Raw genomic sequence first — 14,017 nt, forward strand, 5'->3', positions numbered from 1 at the left:
ATCCTTTCAAGCCTAGGGCAATTAGTTTTTGCTCTAGGCTTATGAGTGACTCGTAAACGATTAACTCTTCACTTTCAGTGATGCCCTTTATTAACCCTCCCTTTTGCGTTGAACAGCCTGCTATTACTTTTTGATAGCAGGTTTTTTTCGTGATGCTTCTTTGTTTTTATAGCGATTTCTATAAGTACCTTTCATCTAGCTATAAGCCGAGTATTGCTGAGGTTGGCAACAAAGTTTGACATGTTTAGGCTGGTTCCAGATATGTTAAAAGTGTTATACCTATTGACCTTAATATTATTTTTAAGTTAAATCAGTTCTGATTAGTATCTATTCAAAGCATGAACATAATTATAATAAAACTGAATCAATAAAGTACTGGTGCAAAGACACAAAGCTAACCACCAGGCTTTAGGATGGAGAGAGCCGTGACTTACCTTAGCCGTGAAGATTGCGAACGTTTAGATAGAGAAGATCCACTGGCTCATTTTCGTAATGAGTTCACCCTGCCTGATGGCGTGGTGTATATGACTGGAAACTCCTTAGGAGCCATGCCAACCAAGGCATTAGCACGTGCTCAAGATGTGATTAGTCGCCAGTGGGGCGTCGATCTTATCAAGAGCTGGAATGTGAATGATTGGTTCACGTTAACCACCCACATTGGCGATCAAATTGCCACGACGATTGGCGCCGATGCTGGCGAAGTTGTGATGACTGATTCGACCGGGATTAACCTCTATAAGGTCCTCTCGGCTGCATTGACGCTTCGACCCGAACGCAAAAAAATTGTGATGGAAGGCAGTAACTTTCCAACAGACAATTATATGGCCCAAGGCTTGTTAAAGCAGTTAGGTAGCGATTATGAAATCGTGTTCGCTGAAGGCGATGATATTACTAAGGCTATCGATAACAGTGTTGCGGTTGTTTGCTTGACTCAAGTTCATTACAAGACAGGCCGCTTGCTGGATATGCAAGCCATCACTGCGCTGACTCACGAGGCCGGAGCGATTTCAGTATGGGATCTTTGTCATAGCGCTGGAGCTTTGCCTGTTGAACTGAATGCCTGTGATGCAGATTTTGCCATTGGTTGTACTTACAAATATTACAACGGTGGACCCGGAAGCCCAGCTTTTATCTTTGTGGCTAAACGTCATCAAGGTAAGGCTCTACAGCCATTAACAGGTTGGTGGGGACACAAGGCCCCCTTTGCTTTTGAGCGTGATTATACTCCAGCCGATGACATCATACAGATGCTCAGTGGTACCCAGCCAATTTTGACCATGTCAGTGTCAGAAATTGGCATTGAGATCAGTGCGAGAGCTGACATGCAGCAGATCCGTAATAAGTCTCTGGCTATGGGTGACTTGATGATCCGTCTCATTGAGGAGCAATGTGGTGAGTATGGTTTTGAGGTGATAAGTCCTAAAGGTGATTTGCGTGGCAGTCAAGTTGCCATGAGCCATAAAGAAGGCTACCCGATTATGCAGGCACTCATTACTGCTGGGATCATGGGGGATTTCAGGGCGCCAGATACCTTACGTTTTGGGATCACGCCGCTTTATCTACGCTATGTAGACCTTTGGGATGCAATCGCAGAACTCAAAAATATTATGGATACAAATCGTTGGCAACAAGCGCAATATAACCAACGCCACGCTGTCACTTAAATGCACTTAAAGGCATCGATGATGTACCTCATCGATGCCTTTAATATTTGCAGTAGGTTATTGGCGTATTCGGACGATTTGTAAATTATCCATTTAACCTTTTAAACATTCAGCCTATACAGTTGATACCAGTTCCATTAAATAAGTGATCATTCAGCGGGAGTTAAAAATGCTGTAAGGAAGTAAGGGGATTGAAGCTAATAGTTATTCTATATCGAAAGCCACTTGCGAAGCATAAAGTGTTTTTCCAATGCTTTAAAAATAGCCGCACTACGTGAGCTTCTCAGGACTTCCACTTCTGCGTTGCATTGCCTTAAAAGGGAATAACCATTTCCTCAGCAATGCGCCTTGAATTAAAAGCCCTGAGAAAGCTCTGAATAGATCATACATTTAATGGAATTGGTATTAGCATCCCTACGCATAAACTCCGAAAAAGAGCAAAATCTCATTAATTCACTGACAGAGTGTATTAAGGAGATAAAAATAATAAAGCGAGGCAAAACATGCAGCAATCAATACAACACGAACAGTGGTCATCCAAACTTGGCTTTCTATTTGCTGCAGTAGGATCTGCAGTGGGTCTGGCCAATATCTGGCGTTTCCCTTATGCCGCCGGAGAAAATGGCGGTGGCGCCTTTGTTGTTATCTATATCTTGGCCGTCGTCGTGATCGTACTGCCCATATTAATGGCCGAGCTATTGGTCGGCCGCCGTGGGCAGATGAGTCCGCCTAATGCCATTGCCGCCGTTGCGAAAGAGGCGGGAAGATCGCTTAACTGGCGCTGGATGGGACTCTTTGGTGTCGTCGCCGCTGTGCTTATTTTCTCTTTTTATACAGTGGTCGGTGGCTGGACCATAGCTTATGTATTTAAGTCGGGTAGCGGAGAGCTAGCGCAAGCTGATTATGCCGCTATGCAGGCAACATTTGATGGCCTTAATGCAAGCGCCGGAGAGCTATTTCTCTGGGCTAGTGCCTTTTTACTGATAACCGTTTTTGTTTCGGCACGTGGTGTAAAAGCCGGTATCGAGAAGGCGGTAAAGGTGTTGATGCCTGCACTGTTTATTATGTTGATTGGTTTAGTGGTATTTGCGGCGATTCAAGGCGACTTTATCCGAGCGGCTAAATTTTTGTTTGTACCAGATTTCTCAAAAATAAATTCGGATGTGATCTTAGAGGCCATAGGTCAGGCCTTCTTTTCAATTGGTGTAGGCATTACAAATTTAATGGCCTATGGGGCTTATCTTGATCGTCAGACCTCTATTCCACGTGCCTCTATGACGATTATCACTGCCGATACCTTGGTGGCATTGCTTGCTGGTATGGCGATATTTCCTATTGTATTTGCCTATGGCATGGATCCAAGTGGTGGACCTGGACTGGTATTTATGACCTTGCCTTTTGCCTTTAACCAGATGCCAGGCGGCGGGGTTATTGGTCCTATGTTTTTCCTACTGCTTTTCTTTGCCGCGTTAACATCGGCCATCTCTATGATGGAATGTGCGGTTGCATGGCTTAGAGAGAAGACATCATGGTCACGTAGAAAGGCAGCTGTTGCCTGTGGCGGTGCTAGCTGGGCTTTAGGTCTACTGTCTATATTCTCATTTAATATCTTGTCTGGAGTACATCCTTTGGGCTTTATCGATAAGTTTGCCGGTAAGACATTTTTTGATCTGTTCGACTTCTTTATCACCTCTCTGATGATGCCGCTGTGCAGTATTTTTGTTGCCATATTTGCAGGGTGGGTCTTACCAAAAGCAATGACCGCCGATGAGTTGGATGAAAAGGAGATGCCTTTTGCCTATAAAGCTTGGCGCTTTCTCATTCGTTTTGTTGCACCGGTAGGTTTAGGTTTGGTTTTCCTCTCTATGGTGACCGCATAGACCTGTCTATTTAACGGCATTGCCATAAACATTCTTCCTTTTTACCCTCACTTTTGCTGTGAAAGTGGGGGCTTTTTTTTCTGTTCATTTTAAGCTGCATTACGCTGGTTATACCAATCGGTATAAGTATTAAACATATTTTGTTTATGCCTATCAGCTCAACTTGCAAAAATGTAACTTCATTGCTAAACCTAGTGGGTATATTGCTCAAGAAGCGGTATCTGCACATGGAGGTCATATGCTCATTCTCACTAGAAAGCCAAACTCATCTATTATTATTACTAATATCTTTGATGAAAATGGTCAGCAGCTGAAAGATATTGAGATCAATGTTTATTCGGATAATCGTATTGGCATCGAAGCCGATGGCTCGATTGATATCTATCGCAGTGAAATTTTAGAGTTAGGTGAATAGTTCAGATACTCTGGTGTCTTTATGCTCTAAATATTAATGGCCCTAAATATTAGTCGATCTGTATATGAATCGTCTTAATACATCTCTGATGACTGTGTAAGCCAGTCAAGCAGGTTCCTAGTGCTCGCCAACACCCCTTGCTCTCATCTTATCTAACAAGCACCAAGCTTGCCTTTTTATTCATAAATTTGAATTTCTGACTAAGCTTAACAGGTCATAATTCTATGTTTACGAGGTCTGTTATGAGTCTTTATGAGCGTCTTGGAGGGGAGGACAAAATCGCAAGGATTGCGGCGGATATATTCGATACCCATGCTACCAATCCCACCGTTGCTAGCCGGTATCAGGACAGTGATAGGGAGCGGGTGATCAAAGTGGTGACTGAGTTCCTGTGTGCAGGAACAGGCGGTCCACAAGATTACACTGGTAAGTCGATGCCCGAAGCTCATCGATGTATGAATATTAGTGAAACGGAATACTTGGCTGTTATTGACGACATCATGGCTGCACTTGATAAGAACGAGGTTGGAGAGCAAGAAAAGCAGGAACTGTTGATGATTGCCTATTCGATTAAAGGTGAAATTATCGGCGCCTAGCCGCTCTTAATTCATTAGCATGTCTAGTGCCAAAATATGTTGATAAACGCAGCCAGATGCTGCGTTTTTTTGATCTGATTGTTTGGCAATCAGGTTTGATATCCGAATTCAAGATCTAAGTAATTAGAGTCTCATAATTAAGAACACAAAAAATTTTACTGTTAGTTTTTAGAAGCATAAAGTAACTTGTCTCTAGTTAAGTTATTTCGGTAAGTGGCAAAAAAACTATCAGGTTTAGGTGGATTTTTGAAAACAGAAGATATTAAGCTATTTCAGCAAGTAGTAGAAAGTGGCAGTCTAGTGAAAACGTCTGATGCTTTGGACTTGGCCAAGTCCAATATTAGCCGACGAATTAAATCATTAGAACAAGAGGTTGGTGCCAAGCTGTTTACTCGTGAGCCTAAATCTATGCGGCTAACTGAGCAGGGACAAGTTTTCTATCAAAAGTCTAAATCATTGCTGGCAGAGCTAGAGCAAACACTCATTGAACTTGCTGAGCCGACTAAAGAGGTCTCTGGCGAGTTAAGAGTGCAGATGGTAGCCAATGCTCACTCTCTTTTATTGGCAAATACCGTCTATCAATTTATGGCCAAGTATCCGCAAGTGAAAGCAGAGCTGATTACCACCAATGAAGAGCTTAATCTATCTCAGCAGCATATTGATATTGGCTTTAGTTTTGGTGAGACTCTTGAAGATAGTAGCTTGATCGCCAGAAGGATAAAGTCAGCGAAACTCAAGCTGTATGCTGCGCCGTCTATGTTTACTAATAATGATAGCCCTCAGCACCTAAGTGAGCTAGACGGACATAAATATATCCAAACACGGTTACCTAATGGCAAGCTGTTTAAACACAGTTTAGAGGCCGAGTTTGATCCTAAAAAACTTGATATTGTGCTAGTGACCAATGATGTGCAAGTGTTACTCGATGCATGCTTATCAGGTCTGGGCATTGCGGCTTTACCTGTTCATTTAGGCGACTTGCTGGTTAAGCATAATAAGCTGATCCCTATTTGCGATGATAAGATTATTTATCACCTGCATAGCTGGATTATGTATCGAAGTAATCAATTTATGCCCTTAGTGGTTCGCCGCTTTATCGATTTTGCCGTAGAGCAGTTAGAAAAATCTGATATGCCTGAGGCTACATTACCGGCAGCGAGCCGGTTTCTTATCTAATCATTTAAATCCTAAATCCTAAATCTTAAATCCTACATTTTCTATCTAATGCCCTCAGCTAAGGGGGCTGCTTTCTATTCTGGTTTTCTAGCAACTTATCCCAAGGTCTAATGGGAAATGATGTCACTGGCGGCATAATGGATTTTGACCTGACTGTTTTATATACAAGATATGAATGTGTAATTTAAGCAGTGACACCACAAGCAAGATAATGAGAAAAGATAATGATACGGCGATAAAAATAAAGCATTGAGACTTTACTTAGCCTGAACCATTGCTTTCGATGGAGCATAACGGATATGTCGGAACTTACGTTAAATCAAGATGAGATAAAAAAAACTGGCTTAGATGAAGCACGCCCAGACCTATCAAGACATCTTGAAATTCACCAAGCACTCCACGCACATTCACTGACTCAACCAGATGATTTTTGGGCTAATGCCGCAAAATTAATTGATTGGGACAAGACTTGGGATAAGGTACTCGATACGCAAAATGCCCCACTTTACTCCTGGTTTTCTGGTGGTGAGTGCAATACTTGCTACAACGCGGTGGACCGACATGTGGAGCAAGGCCGAGGCAAGCAGGTAGCGATTCAATATGTTAGCCCAGTGACTGAGACCGAATATGGCATCACCTATGATGAGTTACTGGCTCAGGTGAGCCGACTAGCTGGCTACATGGATGCTATTGGTGTGAAAAAAGGGGATAGGGTGATCATCTATATGCCGATGATCCCTGAAACAGCATTTGCTATGTTGGCATGTGCACGCATTGGCGCCATTCATTCTGTTGTCTTTGGTGGTTTTGCAGCCAGCGAGCTTGCAGCACGTATCAATGATGCCAAACCTAAACTTATCTTATCGGCATCTTGTGGTGTCGAGCCATCGGGTGTCGTGCCCTATAAACCTCTGCTTGATGGTGCCATCGATTTATCGACACATGATGTCGAGCAGTGTCTGATCTTAAATCGCAGTCAATATCATGCTGAGCTCACTAAAGGACGTGATGTCGACTGGCAAACTGCGGTGTCTAGCGCCAGGAGTATAGCTTGTCAGACTGTCGCCGCTACCGATCCCCTTTATGTGCTCTATACGTCGGGAACCACCGGCCAACCTAAAGGCGTGGTGCGTGATAACGGTGGTCATGGCGTGGCGCTGGCATGGTCAATGAAAAATATCTATGACATTGGCCCTGGTGATACTTTTTGGGCGGCCTCGGATGTGGGTTGGGTCGTGGGTCATTCCTATATTGTTTACGGACCACTTTTAGTGGGTGCAACCACGCTGTTATTTGAAGGCAAGCCCATAGGCACGCCGGATCCCGGCATATTCTGGCGGACCATAGAAAAATACCGGGTGAAAAGTTTCTTTACTGCCCCAACGGCAATACGCGCCATTAAGCGTGATGATCCCGATGGTGACTTTCTGCGTGATACGGATTTAACTTGCTTAAAAACGCTGTTTTTAGCAGGGGAGCGTTGCGATCCTGATACGCTACATTGGGCGGAAGATAGGCTAGGAAAACCGGTGATAGATCATTGGTGGCAAACAGAGACGGGCTGGCCCGTTGCCGCTAATTTAATGGGCGTAGCTCCGATTCAGGTTAAAGCAGGTTCTCCCGCACTGGCTGTACCTGGCTTTGAGGTTGAAGTTCTCGATGAACAGGGAGAGGTCGTTCCTGCCGGGGAATCAGGCAATGTCGTGATCAAGTTACCTTTGCCACCAGGTACGCTCACCACCTTGTGGCAAAATGAACAAAGATATCTCGATAGTTATTTATCTATGTATCCAGGTTATTACCTTACCGGAGATGCGGGTTATATGGATGAAGAGGGCTACCTGTATATCATGAGCCGTATCGATGACATCATCAATGTGGCTGGGCATCGACTCTCTACCGGCAGGTTCGAGGAGGTATTGTGTCAGCACGAAGCGGTGGCTGAAGTGGCGGTGATCGGTGTTGAAGATAAGCTAAAGGGCCAGTTACCTCTAGGCCTAGTGGTGCTTAAAAAGGGAGTGTTTTTATCCGATGAGGAGTTGCATCGTGAATTAATCACACTCGTCAGGGAGCATATTGGCCCGGTGGCGTCTTTTCGTTTAGTCAGTGTTATCCAAAAACTGCCGAAGACACGATCAGGCAAAGTGCTCAGAGGCACCATGAGAAAGATTGCAGATAATCAGGAATATAAAGCGCCGGCAACCATAGAAGATCCTCAAACGCTTGAGCTAGTGCGTAATGTACTGACCCGCATGGGCTATGCCGATGCCTTAATACCTTAATACCTTAATACTTGAGTGTGAACTTAGGAGTTATCATATGGCTAAGCAGATGTTATTCAATAACACTCCTTAGCCATTTTTTATAGAAGTTTACCGTTTGGATAGTCATACCGATTGGTATAAGAGTATGAAACTTATTCGCCTTAGAAGTGTTAAACCTAGTAATTTAGTTACCAAAGTCTGTATAATCTCCGCCAAAATATAACCTATCGTCTATGCTCATTAATTGAGTAAACTCTTATAAAAGAGTGGCTGAAATTCTAGTGTGTATGTCGCTTTACAATACGCATCGGCTATTAAAAAGATAGGGACAAACAATCTCTGTGACCTGCGGAATCTATCAATGACAAACCACACTAAATTACATGATATCGGCGTTATCGGACTCGGTGTTATGGGCAAAAATCTTGCGCTTAATATTGCCGACAATCAATACCGAGTTGCCGCCTTTGACCTAGACGCAGTCAAGGTTCAAGGCGTTGTTCAACAAGAGAAATCTGATCGCATTACCAGTAAGCAACCTCAGGTGCCATTGCGTATCCAAGGCTGTAATAATCTTTCTGAAATGTTATCGAGTCTCGAAAAACCTCGTGTTCTGGTACTTTCGGTCCCCGCTGGTGCCCCTGTTGATGGTGTATGTAATGCGCTTATCGATGCAGGTATCGAGTCTGATGATATTGTTATCGATACGGGCAATAGTTTATGGACAGATACGGTTGAGCGTGAAGCGCGTTATGCCAAGCAATTTATCTTCTTCAGCTGCGCCGTCTCGGGCGGTGAGATGGGCGCACGTTTCGGCCCATCCTTGATGCCAAGCGGTGACATTAAAGCCTGGGACAGAATCAAACCTATCTGGGAAGCTATTGCGGCGAAAGTCGATGCTAAAACAGGCTTACCGATAGAGCGCCAAGAGCCGGGTAATCCGGTTACCGAAGGTGAGCCATGTACGACTTATATCGGTCCAGCGGGTTCTGGTCACTATGTCAAAATGGTGCATAACGGTATCGAATATGCCGATATGCAGCTCATCTGCGAAGCTTACCAGCTACTCAGCGATGGCTTTAACATGACAGCGAATGAGATTGCTGACCTGTTTGATACCTGGAACCAAGGCAGTCTCAATAGCTACTTGATGGAGATCAGTGCCCAAGTGTTAAGACAAGCCGATCCTATTTCTGGTAAGCCATTGGTTGAGATGATCCTCGATAAAGCAGGGCAGAAAGGTACCGGACTGTGGACTGCTGTGAGCAGTTTACAGATAGGTTGCCCAGCCCCAACCATTGCTGAAGCCGTGTATGCTCGTGCCATCAGCACGCAAAAGAGTCAGCGCAAGACCTTGAGCGCGTTACTGAAAGGGCCTGAAAATGAGCAGCCTACAGATGCTGAGCGTGAGCTATTTGTTGCTCAACTAGAGAATGCACTCTATTGCGCTAAGATCGCTTGTTATGCCCAAGGTTTTCAGTTAATGGCGATGGCAGGAAAAGAGAAGGGCTGGAATTTAGACTTCGCCGAAATCGCTAAAATTTGGCGTGCTGGTTGTATTATCCGTGCTAAATTTTTGCAATCTATAACTCAAGCTTATCAGGCTGCAGCGAGTGATGAGATTGAATTAGATAACTTGTTGATGGCTGATGCATTCAGTTCAGCGCTATCTGAAAAGCAACTGGATTGGCGAAAAGCGGTATCGACCGCAGTGATGAAAGGTATTCCTTCGCCATGTATTAGTTCTGCTTTGGCCTATTACGACAGTTATCGCTGTGAAACCTTGCCTGCTAGCTTGTTGCAAGGACAGAGAGACTTCTTCGGTGCGCACACGTTTGAGCGTACCGATAAACCAGCGGGTGAGAAATATCACCTTAACTGGAGTAGCGCAGATCGAGATCTCATTAAAGTTTAATGGCTTCAATGAATCTTAGTTAGCACTGTCATCAGCAAAAAGGCTTCCCGCGGGAAGCCTTTTTCGTATCTATTGGTTTTACTTGCTATCAAATCGGCTAAAAATCAGCGTCAATCTGAAAGCTCATCGGCTCGTCGGTGATAGGGTGATTAAGTTCTAATAGTTCAGCATGAAGGTGTAGTCGGTCGGATTTTTTGCCATAAAGGTCATCGCCAACAATTGGCATATTAAGCCCATCAGGGTGTGCGCTGTGAACCCTAAGTTGATGCGTTCTTCCTGTCTTAGGATAGAGGTAGACCTTGGTTTGCTGATTTTTGCGAGTGATAACTTGCCAGCTTGTTTGAGCGGGCTTGCCATGTTCAAAGCAGACGAGCTGTCTGGGTCTATCATCAAAGTCACCCCGTAGCGGCAGAGTGATAACTCCTTCATCTTGGCTGAGTTCACCAGTTAAGAGGGCGACATAACGTTTTTTTACCGTGCGACAGATAAATTGCTTCTGCAGGCTCTTATTGGCAGCCTTGTTGAGGGCGATGACCATCAAGCCTGAGGTGGACATATCGAGCCTGTGTACGATAAGTGGGCCAGTAGCCTCTGGGAATTGACCTTTAATGCGTGAATAAACAGAGTCTAGGATATTCTTACCCGGCACAGAGAGGAATTCTGCAGGTTTATTGATCACCAGCATATCATCGTCTTGATAGATGATATCAAGGTGCTTACCCTCAGCTGGGTTAGTGAGCAGCGGGTTCTCATCGGTCGGAAGACCGTCTAGCATATGTCCCAATATAGGCTGGCATTTTCCCTGACAGGCGCCATAGAAGTTCTTATGCTGTCTTATCTCAGACTTAGGCGCTTCACCCCACCAAAACTCAGCCATAGCGAGTGGTGTCATACCATTGTTAAAGGCAAAGTGTAACAGCTTAGGCGCGGCGCACTCACCTGAACCCGCTGGTGGTACCTTGTGAATCGTCCCTTTAAAAATCTCACCTAAACTTTGCTCCTCGCCCTTGATATTCAAGAAGCGGTATTCATCAAATAGACGTTGCTGCAGCGCGGCGGACATGGTTTTTCGTTTCTGCTTTAAGGCCGTTAAGTGTTGACTGGCCTGCTCAAGTGCATGCTTTGCTGATGCGAGTTGCTCATCCCAATAACTGTTAAGCGCCCTTAATTGATTTTTATCTTGAACGCTCTCTCGACTCATCTGAATTCTGAGTTGTTTTAGCGCCTGTTCATCGAGTGTGTCCCCAGCAGCGCGTTGCAGTTTTCGTTGTTTACGGTTTTCAATCATTAAGGCGCGATGAGCAGCTATCTGCTCTTGAGCTGATAGTGTTTTATCGGCAAGCTGTGATTGCAGTAGCGCTATCTCAGGATTGTCTTTAAGCGTATTAATCTCAGCATTGATCAAGTTGATTTTGGCCTGCTCAGGCGGAAAAAAGCTGCCCTCAGCCAACATATCAAATACAGGTGGAACAAAGTGAGTGAGTAGATTTTGATCGGCAATCTTGCCTGAAAATGCCGACAGATAGCCCAACTCTCCCTGACTATTTTTTACCAGCAGTACACCAAACATCTTGCCTAAACCAGAGCCTTCAGCTTCACGTAAACCAAAGTCATGTCGCCATTCAGTCTGAGACTCTAAGTGTTGCTGTAACTCACTGGCTGCCAACAGACACAGAGGGTGAGGTTCATAATAGAACGGAAAGGTAAAACGCACCGGCAGCGTAAATTCTGTGGTTGGTGCTTTAAATGGCGTAAAACAATCTTCTGGAGAGTACATCTGCTGGTCTGCTTAAATAAATGGTTAGCCGTGGACGTTTAGCGCTTGAAGCTCGAGTCTCATCTGGACTCAATGCGTTCATCTGGCGATAAATGTCGATAAAAAACGAGCTGGGGATTTTAACCTTTTACCGACAAGAGATCATCTTGCAATAGAAAAATTGCTGTTTTTTGTTTTAATTCGTTTGTGGGGATTTTCTTGGGACTGTTTTGAAGGCCATATTTTATTGAATATTTCGTTGATAGTTGCAACATTATTGATGACCATCACTTCCTCTCTATTTTCTTTTTTCCCCTCAGTGTTCTCCGTGAAAGCGAAGCGCTTCGTGGTGAAATTATGCTTTGGATAAAGGTTAAACTAAGACCTTATTATGAAATTTTGTGAGGGAAATACATTTGATTATAATGATATAAATGGAGTGGTGAGGCATCGGCCAAGTCCTGAAATCGATTTATGCCCTGCAAATAGCACAAGGCATAAATACTAAGACGTTAAAGAACAACGTAAATTTTGAGGTTAGGCGCGGTATGATAAAAAAACTTGATAACTCTAATGAACAAGTTGCAGAACAAATTTACTCTGTTTTTCAAAACTCTTATAAAATTGAAGCTCAACTTATTGGTACCCTTTATTTTCCTCCACTGTCGCGAAGTGCTCAAGATATAGAAGATTCAAAAACACTATTTTATGGCTTTAGTGAAAATGAATGTCTTGCTGCAGTTATCGAGATTGCTGTAGAAGATAGGCTCTTAGAGCTTAATAGTTTGACTGTCGACCCAAAGTATTTTAGGAGAGGTATCGCAGACAAATTGATAAGTTATATTCTAGAGCTAATTGATTTTAAAGAAGCTATTGTTGAGACGGCTGTTGTAAATAAGCCTGCAATTAATTTATATAATAAACATGGCTTTGTTGAGTTTAAAAGATGGATTCCCTCACATGGTATTGAAAAGCTAGCAATGAAGCTTATAGATGCCGCAAGTTGTCATTCTTTTTCTAAAGCTGATTGCTGACAAACTGATGCTGGGTTCGACAGATAAGTCGATGTAATAAAATATACTGGAAAATAAATGGCCATCGAAAAGTTTTGATGGCCATTAAGTGCTTAATGAGCTAGAGAATTACTTGAGGTTTTCTTCGCCGCCTTTGCTGCTTTCTTCTCTTTTGCTGTTAAAAGCGGTTTCTTTTTAACATTCTTTTTACTGTCTTGGCCTTTACTCATGATACTTTCCTTTTGAGGTAAACTCGTAAACCTAAAGTTAGTTTGAGCCAACCTAAGGGCTGAAGTTACGCAGTGGCCTTCTATCAAGATAGAGGTCAATACATAACGATATCAGTATGACCCTACAGACGATCAATTGATAGGAATAGCTTACATTAGCCGGTCGGTATATGCATTGCTGTATATTATTAGCGCATACTGTTAGCAGATACTATTAGCGCATTCTATTAGCGGAGATTATGTGTTGCCCTATAGCAATCGTTTACACGAAGCATTAACAGGCTATCTAGAACTTTTTTAACCGAAAGGGTAGGCTTCTCCAGTCTCTAAATAGAGCGGAAACTTTTTCATGACTCGTGAAAACAGTGGACTGTCTAAGTGATTTTTCAACCATTGTCTTAGTAACGGATAGGGAGATTGCAAATACCAGTGGCGGTCGACTCGGGCAAACTGACGCACGAAAGGCAGTAGCGCAAAGTCGAGCAAGCTTAGGCTGTCGCCCATTAGGTATTGATGTTGAGACAAACGTAACTCTAAGTCTTGGATAAAACCTTCACACTGCTGACGTAACTCGGCTTCGGTATCTTTGTGGTAGCGCTTGGCATCTTTATACTGCTCGAGTAATGGTTTGAACACCTTATCGTTATATTTGATTAATTCGAGCATGATTGGCAGTGCATCGGGTGTTTGGCTTAACAGCAGATCATCCGGGTCATTTATATTCAGTGCCCAAAGCATGATATCCAGACTTTCATCGATGATCTTGGGCTGTTTGGCATTCTCAGCGCTTTCATTCTTAACCTCGCTTCCAGCTTCAAGCGCACCTTCATCCAGCCCCTCAATGATAAGCACTGGCACTGTGCCTTTTGGTGAGATGGCGAGCATCTCCTCGGGTTTGTTTTTGGTGACCACGGCTTTGAGCATGACCTTTTTCTCTGCCATTAACAAGCCTAAGCGGGCCCGCATGGCATAGGGGCAGTGTTGTAGTGAATAGAGGGTAGGTAAGGGGAGTGAGTTCATGGGTATTATCGCTTCTATTGGCTGTTTAATACTATGGGGGAAGTAATTAGGTCGATTATAGTTTTTTAAGTGTATCTATGTAGAGGAG

10 protein-coding genes are annotated in these 14,017 nt (G+C 43.7%); 8 read left to right on the plus strand and 2 right to left on the minus strand.

The annotated features are described in order from the left end of the window. The first annotated feature begins 425 nt into the window (after positions 1–425). The 7 genes from kynU (at position 426) to gndA (ending at position 9,910) form a co-directional block, all read left to right on the plus strand. Positions 426–1,664: a kynureninase gene (gene kynU, locus FM038_RS06750; RefSeq protein WP_199242728.1), complete on the plus strand. Its 1,239-nt coding sequence runs from the start codon at positions 426–428 to the stop codon at positions 1,662–1,664. A gap of 503 nt (positions 1,665–2,167) precedes the next feature. Next, positions 2,168–3,544, plus strand: a complete 1,377-nt coding sequence (locus FM038_RS06755) for a sodium-dependent transporter (protein ID WP_142872543.1) — start codon at positions 2,168–2,170, stop codon at positions 3,542–3,544. 238 nt (positions 3,545–3,782) lie between these two features. Then, positions 3,783–3,959, plus strand: a complete 177-nt coding sequence (locus FM038_RS06760) for a carbon storage regulator (protein WP_142872544.1) — start codon at positions 3,783–3,785, stop codon at positions 3,957–3,959. 224 nt (positions 3,960–4,183) lie between these two features. Then, complete coding sequence (locus tag FM038_RS06765) at positions 4,184–4,555, plus strand: group I truncated hemoglobin (protein WP_223293013.1); 372 nt, start codon at positions 4,184–4,186, stop codon at positions 4,553–4,555. A gap of 246 nt (positions 4,556–4,801) precedes the next feature. Beyond that, a complete protein-coding gene (locus FM038_RS06770) occupies positions 4,802–5,731 on the plus strand; it encodes a LysR family transcriptional regulator (RefSeq protein WP_185965770.1) in 930 nt (309 codons plus the stop codon). 299 nt (positions 5,732–6,030) lie between these two features. Further along, positions 6,031–8,013 (plus strand): propionyl-CoA synthetase, encoded by a 1,983-nt coding sequence (locus FM038_RS06775; RefSeq protein ID WP_142872546.1) that lies wholly within the window; start codon positions 6,031–6,033, stop codon positions 8,011–8,013. Positions 8,014–8,356: 343 nt separating this feature from the next. Then, on the plus strand, positions 8,357–9,910 hold the full coding sequence (gndA, locus tag FM038_RS06780; RefSeq protein ID WP_142872547.1) for an NADP-dependent phosphogluconate dehydrogenase: 1,554 nt from the start codon (positions 8,357–8,359) through the stop codon (positions 9,908–9,910). Positions 9,911–10,007: 97 nt separating this feature from the next. Here gndA and FM038_RS06785 read toward each other — a convergent pair whose 3' ends face one another. Further along, on the minus strand, positions 10,008–11,687 hold the full coding sequence (locus tag FM038_RS06785; protein WP_142872548.1) for a pseudouridine synthase: 1,680 nt from the start codon (positions 11,685–11,687) through the stop codon (positions 10,008–10,010). Between the two features lie 527 nt (positions 11,688–12,214). Here FM038_RS06785 and FM038_RS06790 point away from each other — a divergent pair. Further along, positions 12,215–12,700, plus strand: coding sequence for a GNAT family N-acetyltransferase (locus FM038_RS06790; RefSeq protein ID WP_142872549.1), 486 nt, complete (start codon positions 12,215–12,217; stop codon positions 12,698–12,700). 506 nt (positions 12,701–13,206) lie between these two features. Here FM038_RS06790 and FM038_RS06795 read toward each other — a convergent pair. Next, positions 13,207–13,929, minus strand: coding sequence for a glutathione S-transferase (locus FM038_RS06795; RefSeq protein ID WP_142872550.1), 723 nt, complete (start codon positions 13,927–13,929; stop codon positions 13,207–13,209). Positions 13,930–14,017: the final 88 nt, after the last annotated feature.

This window comes from Shewanella eurypsychrophilus (assembly GCF_007004545.3).
Lineage (GTDB): Bacteria > Pseudomonadota > Gammaproteobacteria > Enterobacterales > Shewanellaceae > Shewanella > Shewanella eurypsychrophilus.